This window comes from Citrobacter sp. KH_055_1 (genome assembly GCF_057838705.1).
In genome coordinates, this window is the sequence record NZ_CM174473.1 from 89,958 (window position 1) to 106,672 (window position 16,715).

18 protein-coding genes are annotated in these 16,715 nt (G+C 46.4%); 8 read left to right on the plus strand and 10 right to left on the minus strand.

Going from position 1 to position 16,715, the window contains the following annotated elements:
* Positions 1–48: 48 nt before the first annotated feature.
* Together dut and coaBC are read right to left on the minus strand one after the other, a co-directional pair.
* On the minus strand, positions 49–507 hold the full coding sequence (dut, locus tag AC3ITF_RS00465) for a dUTP diphosphatase (protein ID WP_003827259.1): 459 nt from the start codon (positions 505–507) through the stop codon (positions 49–51).
* Complete coding sequence (gene coaBC / locus AC3ITF_RS00470; RefSeq protein WP_115259885.1) at positions 485–1,705, minus strand: bifunctional phosphopantothenoylcysteine decarboxylase/phosphopantothenate--cysteine ligase CoaBC; 1,221 nt, start codon at positions 1,703–1,705, stop codon at positions 485–487. Before coaBC ends, dut begins: the two co-directional genes overlap by 23 nt.
* 169 nt (positions 1,706–1,874) lie before the next feature.
* Between coaBC and radC the strand changes: the two genes are divergently transcribed.
* The 4 genes from radC to mutM all read left to right on the plus strand — a co-directional run bounded on the left by radC (position 1,875) and on the right by mutM (position 4,148).
* A complete protein-coding gene (radC, locus tag AC3ITF_RS00475) occupies positions 1,875–2,540 on the plus strand; it encodes a RadC family protein (RefSeq protein WP_096759076.1) in 666 nt (221 codons plus the stop codon).
* Positions 2,541–2,815: 275 nt separating this feature from the next.
* Positions 2,816–3,052 carry a 50S ribosomal protein L28 gene (gene rpmB, locus AC3ITF_RS00480; protein WP_003024071.1) on the plus strand — a complete coding sequence of 79 codons (237 nt, stop codon included), beginning with the start codon at positions 2,816–2,818 and terminating at the stop codon, positions 3,050–3,052.
* 20 nt (positions 3,053–3,072) lie between these two features.
* Entirely contained in the window at positions 3,073–3,240 is a 168-nt protein-coding gene (rpmG, locus tag AC3ITF_RS00485) for a 50S ribosomal protein L33 (RefSeq protein ID WP_003024094.1), read from the plus strand.
* A 98-nt stretch (positions 3,241–3,338) separates the two neighbouring features.
* Positions 3,339–4,148, plus strand: a complete 810-nt coding sequence (gene mutM / locus AC3ITF_RS00490) for a bifunctional DNA-formamidopyrimidine glycosylase/DNA-(apurinic or apyrimidinic site) lyase (RefSeq protein WP_115257164.1) — start codon at positions 3,339–3,341, stop codon at positions 4,146–4,148.
* Between the two features lie 14 nt (positions 4,149–4,162).
* On the opposite strand, the gene coaD is transcribed toward mutM, so the two are convergent.
* Both coaD and waaA read right to left on the minus strand, forming a co-directional pair.
* Positions 4,163–4,642 (minus strand): pantetheine-phosphate adenylyltransferase, encoded by a 480-nt coding sequence (gene coaD / locus AC3ITF_RS00495; RefSeq protein WP_096759078.1) that lies wholly within the window; start codon positions 4,640–4,642, stop codon positions 4,163–4,165.
* 8 nt (positions 4,643–4,650) lie between these two features.
* Positions 4,651–5,928 carry a lipid IV(A) 3-deoxy-D-manno-octulosonic acid transferase gene (gene waaA / locus AC3ITF_RS00500; protein ID WP_115257166.1) on the minus strand — a complete coding sequence of 426 codons (1,278 nt, stop codon included), beginning with the start codon at positions 5,926–5,928 and terminating at the stop codon, positions 4,651–4,653.
* Positions 5,929–6,339: 411 nt separating this feature from the next.
* On the opposite strand from waaA, the gene AC3ITF_RS00505 reads away from it, so the two are divergent.
* The 4 genes from AC3ITF_RS00505 to AC3ITF_RS00520 are packed head-to-tail and all read left to right on the plus strand — an operon-like array spanning position 6,340 to position 10,360.
* Complete coding sequence (locus tag AC3ITF_RS00505) at positions 6,340–7,464, plus strand: glycosyltransferase family 4 protein (protein WP_135911216.1); 1,125 nt, start codon at positions 6,340–6,342, stop codon at positions 7,462–7,464.
* Entirely contained in the window at positions 7,457–8,254 is a 798-nt protein-coding gene (gene rfaP / locus AC3ITF_RS00510; protein ID WP_115257168.1) for a lipopolysaccharide core heptose(I) kinase RfaP, read from the plus strand. The genes AC3ITF_RS00505 and rfaP overlap by 8 nt, the downstream gene beginning before the upstream one ends.
* 30 nt (positions 8,255–8,284) lie before the next feature.
* The gene (locus AC3ITF_RS00515; RefSeq protein WP_489176059.1) at positions 8,285–9,304 is read left to right on the plus strand and encodes a glycosyltransferase family 8 protein; all 1,020 of its coding nucleotides are present in this window, start codon (positions 8,285–8,287) and stop codon (positions 9,302–9,304) included.
* Positions 9,305–9,349: 45 nt separating this feature from the next.
* The gene (locus AC3ITF_RS00520; RefSeq protein WP_489176060.1) at positions 9,350–10,360 is read left to right on the plus strand and encodes a glycosyltransferase family 8 protein; all 1,011 of its coding nucleotides are present in this window, start codon (positions 9,350–9,352) and stop codon (positions 10,358–10,360) included.
* 26 nt (positions 10,361–10,386) lie between these two features.
* Here AC3ITF_RS00520 and AC3ITF_RS00525 read toward each other — a convergent pair whose 3' ends face one another.
* From AC3ITF_RS00525 to rfaF, 6 genes are read right to left on the minus strand one after another with little or no spacing between them, the layout of a single operon-like run.
* Positions 10,387–11,331 carry a glycosyltransferase family 8 protein gene (locus AC3ITF_RS00525; protein WP_135911219.1) on the minus strand — a complete coding sequence of 315 codons (945 nt, stop codon included), beginning with the start codon at positions 11,329–11,331 and terminating at the stop codon, positions 10,387–10,389.
* Positions 11,332–12,387: a lipopolysaccharide core heptosyltransferase RfaQ gene (gene rfaQ / locus AC3ITF_RS00530; protein WP_489176061.1), complete on the minus strand. Its 1,056-nt coding sequence runs from the start codon at positions 12,385–12,387 to the stop codon at positions 11,332–11,334.
* A gap of 1 nt (position 12,388) precedes the next feature.
* The gene (locus tag AC3ITF_RS00535; RefSeq protein ID WP_115257173.1) at positions 12,389–13,402 is read right to left on the minus strand and encodes a glycosyltransferase family 2 protein; all 1,014 of its coding nucleotides are present in this window, start codon (positions 13,400–13,402) and stop codon (positions 12,389–12,391) included.
* Positions 13,395–14,678 carry an O-antigen ligase family protein gene (locus tag AC3ITF_RS00540; protein WP_489176062.1) on the minus strand — a complete coding sequence of 428 codons (1,284 nt, stop codon included), beginning with the start codon at positions 14,676–14,678 and terminating at the stop codon, positions 13,395–13,397. Before AC3ITF_RS00540 ends, AC3ITF_RS00535 begins: the two co-directional genes overlap by 8 nt.
* A gap of 16 nt (positions 14,679–14,694) precedes the next feature.
* Complete coding sequence (gene rfaC / locus AC3ITF_RS00545) at positions 14,695–15,663, minus strand: lipopolysaccharide heptosyltransferase RfaC (RefSeq protein WP_489176063.1); 969 nt, start codon at positions 15,661–15,663, stop codon at positions 14,695–14,697.
* A gap of 3 nt (positions 15,664–15,666) precedes the next feature.
* The gene (gene rfaF, locus AC3ITF_RS00550) at positions 15,667–16,713 is read right to left on the minus strand and encodes an ADP-heptose--LPS heptosyltransferase RfaF (RefSeq protein ID WP_181218505.1); all 1,047 of its coding nucleotides are present in this window, start codon (positions 16,711–16,713) and stop codon (positions 15,667–15,669) included.
* Between the last annotated feature and the right edge of the window lie 2 nt (positions 16,714–16,715).

The window sequence follows — 16,715 nt, forward strand, 5'->3', positions numbered from 1 at the left end:
TTGCGGTATGTTATTGCGTTATTACGCTGTGGGATACTTCTCTACGGGTTACTTGCGCCCGGAATGGCCGAAGCCGCCTTCGCCACGATCGGTGGCTTCAAATTCTTCCACCAGATTAAATTCAGCCTGCACGACCGGCACAAAGACCATCTGTGCAATACGCTCACCCGGCTCGATAGTGAAGCTGTCCTGGCCACGGTTCCAGACAGATACCATCAGTTGGCCCTGATAATCGGAGTCAATCAAGCCGACCAGGTTGCCAAGTACGATACCGTGCTTATGGCCCAACCCGGAGCGTGGAAGCATTACCGCCGCCAGCGAAGGGTCGGCGATATGAATGGCTAACCCGGTTGGCACCAGCGTCGTCGCGCCCGGAGCCAGTTCTACGGCGTCATCAAGACAGGCGCGCAGGTCAAGTCCGGCAGAGCCAGAGGTGGCGTACGTCGGGAGCGGAAATTGTTGCCCTACGCGTGGGTCCAGAATCTTAACGTCGATTTTTTTCATCATAACGGGTCACGATCTCGTCGAGTAATAATTGGCCCAGGAGTTCTTTACGCTCAAGCGGTAAGACTTTATCTCCATCCTGCCAGAAAAGGTGTAATGCGTTGCTGTCGCTGTTAAATCCTTGAGTAGATAGTGAAACATCGTTTGCACAAATCACATCAAGGTTTTTGCGGATACGTTTTTGCCGGGCATATTCTTCCACATTATTTGTTTCGGCGGCAAACCCAACGACAAAAGGACGATTAGCATTGAGTGCGGCAACCCCGGCGATAATATCCGGGTTTTTGACCATTTTTACTGTGAATTCATCACCCTGCGTCGCCTGCTTTTTGATTTTTTCATGGGCTACGGTTTCTGCGCGATAATCAGCGACGGCGGCACAGCCGATAAAAATATGCTGTTGCTGTACGACTGATTGCACGGCAGCTTCCATTTCGAGCGCCGTAACGACATCAATACGCTGCACCAAAGGCGGCGTGGCTAATGACACGGGACCTGACACCAGCGTGACATTAGCGCCGCGCTTTGCTGCCGCAGCGGCGATGGCGAAACCCATCTTTCCGGAACTGTGGTTAGAAATGTAGCGCACCGGATCAAGCGGCTCGCGTGTTGGGCCAGCCGTAATCATGATGTTGAGATGTTGCAGGGAATTGACAGGTGAAAAATGTTCCGCCGCCATATCCACAATGGTTAACGGATCCAGCATACGGCCAGGGCCAACATCGCCACAGGCCTGGCTGCCGCTGTCGGGTCCCCAAATGAGCAAGCCACGTGACGCGAGAACGCCGAGATTGTGCTGTGTTGCGGCGGCGCGGTACATCTGCTGGTTCATGGCCGGTAAGACGGCAACAGGCGCAGGCGTTGCCAGGCAGATCGTTGACACCAGATCGTTGGCCATGCCAGCGGCAACGCGCGCAATCAAATCAGCCGTGGCGGGGGCCAGGATAACTAAATCGGCCCATTTCCCGAGTTCAATATGACCCATCGCAGCTTCTGCTGCGGGGTCAAGCAAGCTGTCGGAAACGGGGTAGCCCGAAACCGCCTGTAAGCTCAGGGGCGTAATAAACGCTTTTGCCGCCTCGGTCATTGCCACGCGGACGTCTGCGCCACGTTCCCGTAAACGGCGTACCAGCTCGGGGGTTTTGTATGCAGCAATACCGCCACTGACACCAATTACGATTTTTTTACCGGCCAGGCTCATCATGATCTTTCCTGTTGGATTTCACCAGAAGGCGGATATTTTATCACAATCCTCAATGCGAGGTGCTTTTGCCGGGAAGCACTTTGCGAGGCGTCACGAAGAAGTGAAAACAGGACGTCGCTTCATGGCGGGTGTTATGTAACCATTCGCGGGCTAAGGGAGGAGATGCATGGAAGAGATGGAATGTTCGATGCCCCGGGAAAAAATGATGGCGCTGGGGGTAGATTCGCTGACGGATGTTGAGCTATTGGCACTTTTTTTACGTACCGGTTCGCGAGGGAAAGATGTCCTGACGCTGGCAAAAGAGATACTGCAAAATTTTGGTTCTCTGTATGGTCTGTTATCGGCCGATTACATGGATTTCAGCCAGGTTCAGGGTATTGGCGTGGCGAAGTATGCTCAGCTAAAAGGTATTGCCGAATTGGCAAAGCGTTACTACAACGTGCGCGTGATGGAAGAGCGTTCGCTACTGAGTCCCGAAATGGCGCGTGAGTTCCTGCAAAGCCAGTTCTCGCAAGAGGAACGAGAGATCTTTCTGGTGATCTTTCTTGATGCTCAGCATCGTGTGATTAAACACAGCACACTTTTTTCTGGCACGCTCAGCCATGTCGAGGTGCATCCGCGAGAAATTGTCCGAGAGGCGATAAAAATGAATGCGTCGGCGCTGATCCTTGCGCATAATCACCCTTCGGGGTGTGCAGAGCCGAGCAAAGCAGATAAACTTATCACCGAGCGTGTTGTGAAATGCTGTCAGTTCATGGATGTCCGGGTGCTTGATCATCTAGTAATTGGGCGCGGAGAGTACGTTTCTTTTGCGGAACGCGGTTGGATTTAACGCACTTTACGCGATCCATCGGGATCTTTGTCTGTTCGGGACTTGAGCACATCGCTGACTCAGCGTATACTACGCCACCTTTGAGAATCTCGGGTTTGGCATTTGGGCCTGGCAATCGAGAGTTCGCAAATATACGAAATCATTCATTCGGTATCCAACGTTGATGCAGTATGAAAGATTGAGTGTATTGAACTGCGATAACCGGGCTGAGAAGCCTGACGAGGCGCCAATACCCCATACGAAGCTCGAGCTAATTTGATTTTTGGAGAATAGACATGTCCCGAGTCTGCCAAGTTACTGGCAAGCGTCCGGTGACCGGTAACAACCGTTCCCACGCACTGAACGCGACTAAACGCCGTTTCCTGCCTAACCTGCACTCTCACCGTTTTTGGGTTGAGAGCGAGAAGCGTTTTGTCACCCTGCGTGTATCTGCTAAAGGTATGCGTGTTATTGATAAGAAAGGCATCGAAACAGTTCTGTCTGAACTGCGTGCCCGTGGCGAAAAGTACTAAGTACTAAGAGGAAATAAATCATGGCTAAAGGTATTCGTGAGAAAATCAAGCTGGTTTCTTCTGCTGGTACTGGTCACTTCTACACCACCACGAAGAACAAGCGTACTAAGCCGGAAAAACTGGAACTGAAAAAATTCGATCCAGTTGTCCGTCAGCACGTTTTATACAAAGAAGCGAAAATCAAATAATTTTCGCTTTGATGTAAAGAAAAACCCTGCCTCGGCGGGGTTTTTTGTTTTCTGGCCGTCCCCATATTAATGAGACCTGATACACCGCCGGAGATGCTATGCCTGAATTACCTGAAGTCGAAACCAGTCGCCGTGGTATTGAGCCGCATCTCGTTGGGGCAACGATTCTGCACGCCATTGTGCGTAATGGGCGTCTGCGTTGGCCGGTATCAGAAGAAATCTATCGTCTTAGTGATAAGCCTGTGCTTAGCGTACAACGTCGTGCGAAGTATCTGCTTTTAGAGCTAGCGGATGGCTGGATTATCATTCATCTGGGCATGTCAGGCAGTTTACGTATTCTTCCTGAAGAACGCCCGGCAGAAAAACACGACCATGTGGATTTGGTGATGAGCAATGGCAAAGTCCTACGCTATACCGATCCCCGGCGGTTTGGGGCGTGGTTATGGACCAAAGAACTGGCGGGACACAATGTTCTCGCGCATCTTGGCCCGGAGCCGCTGAGCGATGATTTCAACGCCAGTTATCTCCAGCAGAAATGCGCGAAGAAGAAAACGGCGATTAAACCCTGGCTGATGGACAACAAGTTAGTGGTGGGGGTTGGCAACATCTATGCCAGCGAGTCGCTGTTTGCGGCTGGTATCCATCCTGACCGCCTGGCATCGTCGCTGTCGGTATCTGAGTGTGAGCTGTTGGTGCGCGTTATCAAGGCGGTTTTGCTTCGCTCTATCGAGCAAGGGGGAACGACGCTGAAGGATTTTCTGCAAAGTGACGGCAAGCCGGGCTATTTTGCCCAGGAGTTGCAAGTCTATGGGCGAGAAGGTGAGCCTTGCCGTGCATGCGGCGCGCCGATCGTTGCGACAAAACATGCACAGCGAACGACATTCTACTGCCGTCGCTGCCAGAAATAGCGTAGATAACGCCTTTACTTCAGCTTGGCCATTAACGCCTGGTGCACGTTCGCCGGTAAAAAGTGGGTCACGTCCCCCTGATGGCGGGCGACTTCTTTAACCAGCGATGATGAGATAAATGACCATTCTTTGGAAGGCATCAAAAAGACGCTTTCCAGCTGCGGCATCAGGTGGCGATTCATGTGCGCCAACTGCATTTCATACTCAAAATCTGCCACGGCACGCAGCCCACGAATCAGAACATTTGCCTGTTTATCGCGGGCGAAGTTTGCCATTAAGTCGCTAAACCCCAGTACTTCGACATTGTCGAGATGCGCCGTTGCCTGCTGTGCCAGCTCAACGCGCTCTTCCAGAGTAAACATCGGTTTTTTACTGGGACTTGCGGCAATCGCCAGAATCACGTGATCGAACATGCTTGTTGCACGCGTCACGATATCGATATGGCCGTTAGTAATGGGATCGAAGGTTCCTGGATAAATTGCCCGTTTTTGCATGACAACCCTCAGTGCGTTTTGGGTGGCAGGTAAGGTTCCAGCAGCTGCAGCAGACGCTGTAGCGCGCCCTGGTTTTGATACAGAACTTCAACTGCATGACGACCATAGAAATTACGATAATCTGCATCGGTCAGCAACGACGAGATCTCTTTCACCAACGTGGTGGTATCGGTGACGGTGATCAATCCACTTGCCTGCTCAAGTCGGGCGCAAATATCTTTAAAATTAAAGGTATGTGGTCCCATCAGTACGGGAATCGCATGCGCTGCAGCTTCTAATGGGTTATGACCCCCACGTTCAACCAGTGAGCCGCCGACGAACGCCAGGTCGGCAATGCCGTACAGCAGCATCAGTTCGCCCATCGTATCGCCAATAACCACCTGAGTACCTGAGGACGGGACTTCTCCCGAGGACCGTGTGGTATAGCTTAGCCCAGCCTGGCGTACGAGGTTAATGGCATCCGGAAAACGTTCCGGATGTCGTGGAACCAGAATCAGTAACAGATTAGGGAACTGATTTAATAATGCCTGATGCGCGGCGACGATAATGCTTTCTTCACCATCGTGTGTGCTGGTAGCAATCCATACCGGGCGATGTGGTGCCCACTGGCGACGTAACGTGATCGCTTTAGCGGCCAACTGCGGGGTGACGGAAATATCAAATTTTAGACTGCCGGTGACGGTCACCTGATTGCTCTTTGCACCAAGCGTAATAAAGCGTGCACCATCTTCTTCATTTTGTGCGGCAATCAACGTAATACGACGTAGTAATCTGCCAACAAATTTACCCAGTTTCGCGTAGCCTGCGGCCGAGCGGGCGGAAAGTCGGGCATTAGCAATGACCAGAGGAATATGACGTTTGTGGAGTGCCGCGATCAGATTTGGCCACAACTCGGTTTCCATGATTAACACCAGTTTGGGGTCAACTTTGTTCAGGAAACGGTTGAGTGCATCGGGTAAATCGTAAGGTAAATAGACGTGTTGAACGTCAGTACCAAATGCAGACTGTACGCGCTCTGAGCCGGTTGGTGTCATGGTGGTAACCGTGATCGGCAGGTCCGGATAACGATGTCGCAGGGCGCGGACTAATGGGATCGCCGCCAGTGTTTCGCCCACGGACACAGAATGCAGCATGATGCCGCCTGGCTTTAGCGGACGACGATAAAACCCGTAGCGTTCACCCCAGCGTTTACGGTAGGCCGGAGCCTTACGACCGCGCACCCAAAGCCGTATCCAGATCAAGGGCTGAATAAGGTAGAAAAGGGCGGTGTAAAGCAATTCGAGCATAATAGTGGCTAACCTAGGGATGTGCTGGGGATTCTATGTATTTAACTGTGGCTTTACCATCATTTTTATCCAGGTTGTACCAAAACGCTTGTGTTGACAAGGCATTGTTATGCCTGGCGGTCGTTTCAAAAAACACCTGCTTCCAATATTAGGGCTTAACTTCTCGTGCGATACGACTTTTACGATGAAATTGAATTTATATTATGTATCTGTTTTTTATATTAAATTTAATTTTTTGTTCAAAAAACATTCAGTTCGGATTGAGTGATAATCAATGATATACTATTGCGCAATTTCTGGTAGTTTGCGGCCGAAGCATGTGGAGTAATCTTTGGGTAGCGCAAGTAAGGATTACAGTCCCCTTATGTATCTGGCTTGGTATGCCTGGCGACACGATGCGGATATTAATGCATGATCATTGCTTTTTGTTTGTACAAGTATTTTCCTTATGGTGGATTGCAGCGTGATTTTCTGCGGGTTGCGCAGACGGTTGCTGCACGGGGACATCATGTTCAGGTCTTTACCCAACAATGGCAGGGGGAGCGCCCTGAAGGCTTGGAAATTATACTCGTTCCAGTTACATCCAGAACAAATCATGGGAAAAATGAGCAATATCATCAATGGGTTCAACAGTATTTTAGCCAACATCCTGTTGATCGTGTTGTTGGTTTTAATAAAATGCCTGGGCTGGATGTGTATTATGCAGCCGATGTCTGTTATGCCGAAAAAGTTGCCCGTGAAAAAGGTTTTTTTTACAAGCTGACGCGGCGTTATCGCCATTATGCCTCGTTTGAAAAGGCGGTATTTCAGCAAGGTTCTCATACCACATTACTGATGTTAACCAACAAACAAATTGGCGATTTTAAACGTCATTATCATACCGAGAATCCACGTTTTCGTATTTTACCACCGGGTATTTACCCTGACCGAAAGTACAGCCAGCAGCCTGAAAACAGTAGACAGATTGTCAGGGAAAAAAATGATATTGGTCTCGATCAGTTCTTCCTTCTGCAGGTAGGTTCAGATTTCAAGCGTAAAGGTGTGCTGCGTACATTGCAGGCTCTGGCGTCTTTGCCTGAACCTCTACGCCAGCGTACGCGGTTGATGGTCGTCGGTCAGGATAAAGCAGATCGTTACCGTGCTCAGGCTCGCCAATTGGGTATTGAAAAACAAGTACAGTTTTTCTCGGGGCGGGATGATATCTCCGAATTGATGTCTGCTGCGGATTTGTTACTGCATCCTGCTGTTCAGGAAGCTGCTGGGATTGTCTTATTAGAGGCAGTAGTTGCAGGGTTGCCGGTGTTAACCACGGAGGTATGCGGGTATGCTGACTATATCAATGCTGCCCAATGTGGCGTGGTTATTCCTGAACCGTTTGAGCAGAACAACTTGAATTCAGCACTTTTCGATGCGTTGCAAAACAATGAGCAAAGAAGTCGCTGGGCCGGCAATGCACGGCATTTTGCTGATACAGAAGATCTCTATAGTCTGGCTGACAGGGCTGCAGACATCATTTTAGGCATTGAGAATGATTGAATTAAAAGAACCCTTTGCCACGCAGTGGCAGGGAAAAGATCCGTTTACAGAAGTCGCTAAACTGGATGGTGAGGTTTTTCGTGCGTTGGAAACGCGACGTACTCTACGTTTTGAGATGATGGGGAAAGGATATTTCCTTAAATATCATCATGGAACCACGCTCAAAGAAGTGGTGAAAAACCTGATTTCGTTACGTATGCCTGTGCTGGGGGCCGATCGAGAGTGGCTAGCTATTCATCGTTTGCAAGCGTTGAATGTTGATACCATGACCGGGGTGGCGTTTGGACAGAAAGGACTGAATCCATTAGAGCGTACGTCATTTATTATCACTGAAGATCTCTCTCCTGCTATCAGCCTCGAAGATTTTTGCGCTAGTTGGAGTGTTGAACGCCCTAATTTTGTATTAAAACGGACCATAATCACCCGCGTGGCAGAAATGGTGGGTAAAATGCATCGTGGTGGGGTGAACCATCGTGACTGTTATATCTGTCACTTTTTGCTTCAACAACCTATGCCCTCAAAAATTGAGGATATTAAACTATCGGTGATCGATCTGCATCGTGCGCAAATACGCCAACATGTACCTCGCCGTTGGCGCAATAAAGATTTGATTGGGCTCTATTTCTCATCACTTGAAATCGGGCTGACATCAAGAGATATCTATCGATTTTTACGTGTTTACTTTGCCATGCCGCTACGTGAAATTTTCCGCCAGGAAGTTAAATTGTTTGAACAAGCCGTTACGAAAGCGCAAAAAATCAGACAGAGAACAATAAGAAAAGCGCTCTAAAGTACATATTAATTTTGAGGCCATTGCACTATGAACATCGATTTTCAGCAAGTAATTATTCAAAAGCATTTGATTGACAGTTCTACGCACGAAAAGAACAAAAAACTAAATATTGCGTATGGTGTTGATCGTAATTTTTTATTTGGTTCTGGCATCTCGATGACCTCAGTGCTGGTAAATAACCCTGATATTGATATCCACTTCTATATAGCAACAGACTATGTCGATGATGACTATCTGGAAAGTGTAAAACGACTGACGCAGATGTACAGTACGACGGTGACGGTTCTGGTTTTCGATAATACTGCATTTCGAAAATTACCGAGCACTAAAGCCTGGACCTATGCAATGTATTATCGCTACTTTGCATTTGAGTATTTAAGCACTGAACTTAGTTCAGTGCTGTACCTTGATGCCGATGTGGTTTGCAAAGGTTCTTTGCGAGAACTTACTGAAATTAATTTTTGTGAGGAATATGCCGCTGTAATCAATGATATTGATGAAGTGCGTATTAAATCCGGTACCAGACTTGGCATTCCTGAGTTGAGTAATGGGTATTTTAATTCTGGCGTGGTGTTTGCCAACCTGGCCGTCTGGCGAGAGCAACAACTACTAACTAAAGCCTTTTCTATTTTAGAAGAACGCCAAAAGGATCTTCTTTATTTTGATCAAGATGTTCTGAATATATTATTTGTCGGTAATGTAATTTTCCTGAGAAGAGACTTTAACTGTATTTATGGTGTTGATCAGGAACTGAAAAATAAGAATGATGAAATTTACAAAAACTATATCACTGATGATACAGTGTTAATTCATTATGTTGGAGTAACAAAGCCATGGCATACATGGGCTAAATATCCAGTAGCTAAGTTTTTTATTGAAGCATATCAGAAATCCGCATGGGCGGAAAAATCTTTATTGAATGCAAATACGGCGAAGCTATATAAACGTAAATCGCGGCATGAAAAAGTGCAGCGGAAATATATCCGTTCTGTGCTAAGCCACGTTATGTATATAAAAAATAAACTACATAATGCACGGTCGCACTAGTTTGCTGTGCAGATAATTTTCAGATAGCATAAAAAGGTGTAGTACATGAATTTTGATTGTCATCAGTCTATCAAGGATACCATTGAGATCTGTGGTGCTCCAACAGATCATACCCCGCAGCTCAATATTGCATGGGGGGTTGATCAGAATTTTATGTTCGGAGCGGCAGTTTCGATGTCGTCCGTTTTACTACATAATCAAGATATCAGCATTCATTTTCACCTTTTTACTGATTATATTGACTTAGATTATCGGCAACGGCTTGAAAAACTAGCAAAACAATTTTCTAGTAATATAACGGTCTATGTAATGAATGCTGAAGGACTAAAGGTCTTGCCATGCGGAAATGCCTGGTCTCATGCGACTTATTTTAGATTCATTGCATTCGAATATCTTAGCGAAAAAATCGATAGTCTACTCTATATTGATGCCGATGTGGTATGTAAGGGTTCGTTGATTGATTTAACGAATATCAAATTTGAGCATCATGTAGCTGCAGTTATCCAGGATGTTGATGATAGTCGCTCATATGCAGCTACTCGTCTTAATGTTCCAGAGTTTAATGAGCAATATTTTAATGCTGGGGTTGTTTTTGCCAATTTAAAGGAATGGAAGGAGCAACAATTTTTCACTAAAGCATTTTCTACTCTTTTAGATAAAACTAAGAAATTTGCGTTTCTTGATCAGGATGTTTTAAATATCATGTTTTTGGGGAAAACTATTTTCTTACCACGAATTTATGATGCAATATATGGTATTAAACAAGAACTTAAGAGCAAAGATCTTTCAAAGTATAAAGAGTATATTACACCTGAAACCATTCTGATCCATTATATAGGTGTGACTAAACCATGGAATTCATGGGCTAACTATCCTTCAGCACAGTATTTTATTGAAGCGTGGAAGTCTTCACCATGGACTGATGTTCCTTTGTTACCAGCCAGAACGCCAAAACAGTATAAAAAGAAATCACGGCATGAAAGACTACAAGGAAAATATTTCGCTTCAGTAATTAGCTATATCGGCTATTTACGTGCAAAGTTACAAAGTAAGTAAAAAAACTCCCGAAAGGGAGTTTTTATTTAGCGCAGTTTTGTCTTGAGATATTTCATATACCATTTGATAGAAGCGCAGTAATTTCCCCTTTTGGCTTCCTGACGCGAGTAAACCCGATAATCAGTAGGCCTCATTCGCGGGGCATAAGAGCGCATTTCTGTGTTCTGCCATGGTGTGAAATGATGGTAGAAAAGATACAGCTGCTGTGAAAGCCCTGTGTGTTCTTTATACCATGGCTTTCTTCCACCGGTGAAATGGATAATGCGTGGCAGGTTATCTTTTTGATAGAAGAAGCTATCTTTCTGTTGATCGTTAAACCAGTTAAACAAAAAATTCCATCGATTATCAATAAATTTGACGTTGCCATCCATTGCAATATTTAGAGCATCTTGATCAAAGTAAGGTAGATTTTTTCCCTGTTCAAATAGTACAGTATTTGCTTTGTTTTCGATGTCGAATTTAATCCAATTCGCGATATTAATATACAAAAAACCGGCATTGAAGTAATGACCTGTACTGAGACCTAGGCGTTTGGCATTTTTTGTATCATGGATATCGAGCGAGTCGTGGCTGGCTGCGCAAATGACGTTACTGATATCAATGCTGTTAATATCATTGAGTTTATCAAAACACAGAGTGTCGGCATCTAAATAGATAAAGTGCTCAACTTTATCTTTCAGTAAGCGCGGAACGGCAAGGCGCATATAAGTTGAACGGTTCAGGTGTTTGATTGCAAAGTCATTGTTATATTTTTCAATCTCTTCTTTATCAATATTGATAACCTGAATTTTATCACTGGTGGAGCGTAGCTTATCAATCTCTTCATCAGTGACGTCATAGACAAAAACGAAAAATGACAGGTCTTGTCCTGGGTTGTTCATTATGACGGACATAATGGACACTGCTACATATTCCAGATAATTGGCATCTGTACAGTAAGCAATATTAATAACGTTATTTTTGTTGTCCATTTATGCTTTCTCATTGCCTTTATTATTGCCACTATCATGAAGTACCATATCGATAGCGTCAATCACAGCTTGTTCTGGTACCCATGTTAAATATTTTTTTGACCTGTCGAGTTCATCTCTGGAAGGCATTGGATGGTAATCGCCAGCCCAAATCAACACGGCTTTATCTGACCATGGTCTCCATTGCTGATAATTGGTAGCGCCAAACAGGCAGACCTGTGGTGTTCCTAACGCTGCCGCCATATGCATAGGCGCAGAATCGACCCCGATGTAAAGAACTGCATGGTCGATCAACGCAGCCAATTGCAGGAAGGTTGTTTTGCCTGCCAGTGTCAGGTCAGGAGAAACCGGGCACAGTTCTGCGATGCGTTGAACCTGCTGTTGCTCCCCTAATGCTGGCCCACAGGTTAGATAAACATGCAGGCCTTGTTGATGCAGATGGTCTATGACATGTGCGAATTTATCATCATCCCAACATTTAAACTCTTGCCTTGCCGTAGGCTGAATAACAACATATTTTTGCGAAGATAGTGCAGGCAGCTGGGATACTAAATGTTGATAGTCATCCGGACGATAACACAACGACATCTCTTTCTTGAGCTCTGCTTCACCAAAGCCAATCCCTTTCAATATAGATAAATTTTGCTCAACGACATGTGTTCCAACGGAGGGCGTTATGTGTGTAAAAAGCCGATTCCATTGATTTTTGTCACGTTCAAACGCAACAGAGGGACGATGCAGGGAGGCTATAAGGGCTGCAATAGGCCACTGCTCTGTTAAGTTGACGATAAGATCATAGTGATTTTTCTTTAGTTGTTGACGCACCGATAGGTAATTTTTCGTAGTCGCCAGCAAACCTTTCTTTTTCTCGATGAGGTAAAAATCATTGATATCTTTATTCGCGGCTACGATTGCTTTGGTATCTTTATAAAGAAGCAGATCGATTTTAGCCTGCGGATAGCGGGCTCGAATGCTGGCAATGACGGGGGTGATCAACAGTACATCCCCGTAAAATTTGAGCTTGCAGATAAGAACTCTGTCCACTTTATCAAACATGTTAAAGTCCCTTTCGAAAAAATAAATTCTTGCAGGTATTTATAATTTTAAAACGTATTTCAGAAATGGAACGATCAATGTGTGGATATTTCATTTTATAAATGATCTTTTTCTTAATAATTCGCGTGTCGCAGCATGCCAGCGCGTTGTGAATATCATTTAGCATGCTTTCGTTATAGCGGTAATAGCCTTTTTTCTTACGCAGTAGTTTGCGTCCTTCGAGAAAACAATTGATGATCATGAGCGTAGCAACAGTGCGTTTGGCACTATTTTCGTTGATATAGTTATACATTTTTCGCATGGCGAAGAAGATACTATCCGCATCGCTATCAATAATATTCTCGGTAATACTTTTATCATTTACCCGGTAGTAGTAAAGATTATTTTCGATCTTTAAAATCTTATGGCATTTAAAATATTGAAAAGGACAGAAAATCATATCTTCATAGCGACGATGTTCTTCAAATCGATCTTCACCGATCACATCACGATGAAAAATCTTCGTCATTAAGTGCCACTGACCGGCACGAAAAATTGGGAATAGTGGCGCATAGTTGTCATTTTCTAAAGTCACTTCGTGCTGGACGATAGTCTTTTCCGTATCAGAAGTATTCTTATGCAGATTTTTTATATTACGGGTTAGGTTAAATTCAATAATATCATATTTTTCGTCTCTTAATTTAGGGAGGAGAATAGAAAAATAATCACGGCAGACAATATCATCGCTGTCCACAAAACCAATATATTTTCCCGTCGCATGAGCCAGTCCAACGTTACGGGCGATTGCAACACCTTGATTATTTTTGCTTATATATCTAATGTTCTTGCAATTTTTTTCACGATAAAATGTACTAACGCGTTCTTCGGTCAGATCGGTTGAGCCATCATTAACAATGATTACCTCCACATCGTCAGTGATACTCTGGTGTATCGATGCCAGTGTTTCTGCGATGAATTCCGCATTGTTGTATGTTGGTATAATAATGCTCAGTAAATAACCTGAAGCGTTAATCATGGCATCGCTCTCTCGTTGGATTCGAGGTCAGCATTGCTGCTATACACAATGCTAGTACGCTGCTCAAAGCTTCACCTTTGGCATATAATAATAAATCACTTAAGCCATAGATAGCGATAGCACCTGCGATGACAAACAACAGAGAACTACGTTGCCAGTAAGCTCTTAAAAACATGACTGCATAGAGCAAGAGTAGCACAACAGCCCCTAGGATGCCTTTAAGCGAAAAGGTATCAATTATCTCGTTATGCAGATGAACGTCAAGGAATTCAACGGCGCCTTGTAGCGAGGTATCTTGCAAAGCAAGTTGTTGTATTTCTGCACCTCGTTGCTCAAGTGACTGTCCCCAGTAATGCTCTTTCCCGGCTTCAATACCTGCTCGTTGCATTGCAAGTCGCGCGCCAATAGAAGAATTACTATTGTTCTGGCTGTAGGAATGCAAATCGACCAGCGTGTTCTGGTAACGATTTTCAATAATTGATTTAAGCGGAATTGACGCTACCCCTACCAGTATCACGAAGCCCAATAATGTTTTGAACAACATGATACGGTTGTGACGATGGTGCATGAGAAACAGGCCGATACTCAGGATCGGGTATACCAAAATAGCCGCCCGAGTTTGCGTGGTAATAATAACCGCCAGCGATATTAAGAAATGTAACAGATACAGTGAAACGGTATGTTTTATACGCAGGTTGATAATGGCCTGAGATGCCAATAAGCCAATCAATGTCAGCGCATAAGCGGTACCAGTCTGGTGCTCAAAACCGAGAGCAACACGATAAACCAAAGGATTAGGGGCACCGGCTAGCTGGTAGCCTGCAAAAAGATACAGGCCAATTGCCGTAACAATAACCCAGATGCTGGTGACACGGATTTTGGTTTCGCAGGGTGCTCGCGAGGTTAACGCGGTGAGAACCAGTGCGGCAAAGATCATGACCTTACCCCCGTTCTGATACGAACGGTAGGCGCCGGTAAAGGCAGAGCCGGGTTGCTTAAAGATGTCCACCCAGATAATTTGCACTAAGCCAAAAAGCAACAGCATAAAAGGCAAGATCAGATTTTTTTTGTTGCTGAGCACATACTTTATATTTTTGCCAATCAACGGCAGAGACAGGACAGCACAGGCAATAAATACCTTCAGTGCCTCATCGGGATTGACCAGCACCATCGCAAGGGTGACAAGGATCCCCGCGTAAAATAGCTGATATAGAAAATTTAATGGGTTGTTTTTTGTATTATCGATAAAGCGAGAAAACATGTTTTGGCAAAGCATGGTTCATCTCTTAAAGTTAAAGCAAATTAATATCAAGCAATGATGCGTTGATGCTGCTGGCATCGAGATCCTGTAAATTACCGGATTGACTCTGCTGTGCGTATTGATTCTTCCCATACCCACCAATCAGCCCAGGGTCTGTTGGGCCATACAGGGTAATGTTCGGGCGATCCAGCGCTGCGGTTAAATGGCTGAGCCCTGTATCCACCGACACGACAAACTTTGCCCCCGCCAACACACTTGCGATCTCTTCCAGACTCATCCGCGGCAGGACATCGACGTAGTTAAAACCATCAGCCAGCCTTTTGGCGCGCGCTTCTTCATGAGGGGCACCCCAGGGCAGCTTAATGCGTATTCCGGCGTTATGTAACTGGCCAATCAGCTCCCGCCAGTTGGCTTCCGGCCAATGTTTATCGTCACGGGTTGTCGCGTGTAAAAATACCGCATATTGGCCTGCATCAGCATTAAGATCGTTCAAGAAATGCTGCGCGATAGCATAATCGCCCTGCGGCTGTGGTTTGGTATACCCCAGACTTTTCGCAAACAGTTCCCGCGTACGTTCAACGGCATGCTGCTGCCTGGCAATATGATGCTTACAGTTATAAAACAGGCTTGCCAGTGGCTCGCGAGCCGTGCTCCAGTCCATGCCATGCTTGATGCCGCGCCCCAGACGCGTCACCAGAGCGGCACTTTTAACCAGACCTTGGGCATCGATTATCGCGTCATACTGCTGTAAACGCACCGCATCGCGAAACGCTTTACGCTCGGCTTTAATCGGTGCTGAAAACCAGGTTTTACGCCAGCGGCGAATCGCCACGGGGATCACCCGGTCAACGGCTGAATGCCAGGATGGGATTTGCGCGAACCCTTCTTCAACCACCCAGTCAAACTGAATACCTGGAATTGCCCGCTGCGCATCGGTTAGCGCAGGCAACGTATGCAGTACATCGCCCATCGACGATGTTTTAACGATCAGAACCCGCATCCGTCAGGCTTCCTCTTGTAACAACAGGTCGTTCAGTTCTTCCAGAACGCGCTGAGGAGTGATGTCAATCAGGCTCTGATGATACCCTTGTGCCGCATCGCCCTTACGCACTTTGTGATAACCCGTTATCAGGCGAATCACACGTGCTTTATGGGAAAGAGGCGGAGTAAAGTCTGGGCTGCTGGGGCCGTACAGAGCGACCAGCGGACGGTTCAGCGCGGCGGCTACGTGCATTAATCCTGAGTCATTGGTGACTACCGCTTTACAGGCGGCGAGAAGAATAACGGCCTGCTCGAGCTGCGTTTCACCCGCCAGATTACGGCACCATGCCTGCTGTTCGGTGTTGAGTGTCGCCAGAATTTCATTACCGGCTTCATGATCTTTGGCTGAGCCAAACAGTACGATCTGATGACCTTCGTCGATCAGCTGCTTTGCCAGTTCCGCATAGTGATAATGCGGCCAGCGTTTGGCCGGGCCAAATTCTGCCCCAGGACAAAAACCGATGATCGGGCGTTCAGCAGAGAGAGAGAACTGGCTACAGGTCAGTGATTTTTCACCTTCGCTGACTTGCAGCTGCGGCCATAACAGCGGCTGCGGTAAATCTTTCGCTGAAAGCATTACGCCTTTATCGTAGGCCAGCGCCACATAGCGCTCGACCATCAGCGGCCAGGCTTCTTTATCCAGCACGCGTGCATCATTGAGCAGCCCGTAGCGCATCTCACCGCGCCAGCCGGTACGATGGGGAATGCCCGCAAAGAACGGCACCAGCGCTGACTTAAATGAGTTCGGCAGCACGAAGGCACGATCGTAGCGTTTGTCACGCAGACTGTGGCCGAGTTTACGCCGTTCACCGATCTCCAGCGCGCCGTGACCTAGCGGCATGGCAATCGCGTCGTTGACTTCAGGCATGCGCGACAGCAGCGGACGACACCATGCCGGTGCCATCACGTCGATTATCGCCTGGGGATAGCGCGCCTTGAGCGTGCGATAGAGACTTTGCGACATCATCATGTCGCCAACCCAGGACGGGCCAACCACCAAAATTTTCATAC

Bases quoted from the DNA above. Each gene is read 5' to 3' on its own strand.
- rfaQ (WP_489176061.1), bottom strand. From the start codon at position 12,387: ATGTTTGATAAAGTGGACAGAGTTCTTATCTGCAAGCTCAAATTTTAC.
- rpmB (WP_003024071.1), top strand. From the start codon at position 2,816: ATGTCCCGAGTCTGCCAAGTTACTGGCAAGCGTCCGGTGACCGGTAAC.
- AC3ITF_RS00515 (WP_489176059.1), top strand. From the start codon at position 8,285: ATGAACATCGATTTTCAGCAAGTAATTATTCAAAAGCATTTGATTGAC.
- coaD (WP_096759078.1), bottom strand. From the start codon at position 4,642: ATGCAAAAACGGGCAATTTATCCAGGAACCTTCGATCCCATTACTAAC.
- AC3ITF_RS00525 (WP_135911219.1), bottom strand. From the start codon at position 11,331: ATGGACAACAAAAATAACGTTATTAATATTGCTTACTGTACAGATGCC.
- rfaC (WP_489176063.1), bottom strand. From the start codon at position 15,663: ATGCGGGTTCTGATCGTTAAAACATCGTCGATGGGCGATGTACTGCAT.
- AC3ITF_RS00540 (WP_489176062.1), bottom strand. From the start codon at position 14,678: ATGCTTTGCCAAAACATGTTTTCTCGCTTTATCGATAATACAAAAAAC.
- radC (WP_096759076.1), top strand. From the start codon at position 1,875: ATGGAAGAGATGGAATGTTCGATGCCCCGGGAAAAAATGATGGCGCTG.
- rfaP (WP_115257168.1), top strand. From the start codon at position 7,457: ATGATTGAATTAAAAGAACCCTTTGCCACGCAGTGGCAGGGAAAAGAT.
- dut (WP_003827259.1), bottom strand. From the start codon at position 507: ATGATGAAAAAAATCGACGTTAAGATTCTGGACCCACGCGTAGGGCAA.
- mutM (WP_115257164.1), top strand. From the start codon at position 3,339: ATGCCTGAATTACCTGAAGTCGAAACCAGTCGCCGTGGTATTGAGCCG.
- AC3ITF_RS00505 (WP_135911216.1), top strand. From the start codon at position 6,340: ATGATCATTGCTTTTTGTTTGTACAAGTATTTTCCTTATGGTGGATTG.
- rfaF (WP_181218505.1), bottom strand. From the start codon at position 16,713: ATGAAAATTTTGGTGGTTGGCCCGTCCTGGGTTGGCGACATGATGATG.
- waaA (WP_115257166.1), bottom strand. From the start codon at position 5,928: ATGCTCGAATTGCTTTACACCGCCCTTTTCTACCTTATTCAGCCCTTG.
- AC3ITF_RS00535 (WP_115257173.1), bottom strand. From the start codon at position 13,402: ATGATTAACGCTTCAGGTTATTTACTGAGCATTATTATACCAACATAC.
- coaBC (WP_115259885.1), bottom strand. From the start codon at position 1,705: ATGAGCCTGGCCGGTAAAAAAATCGTAATTGGTGTCAGTGGCGGTATT.
- rpmG (WP_003024094.1), top strand. From the start codon at position 3,073: ATGGCTAAAGGTATTCGTGAGAAAATCAAGCTGGTTTCTTCTGCTGGT.
- AC3ITF_RS00520 (WP_489176060.1), top strand. From the start codon at position 9,350: ATGAATTTTGATTGTCATCAGTCTATCAAGGATACCATTGAGATCTGT.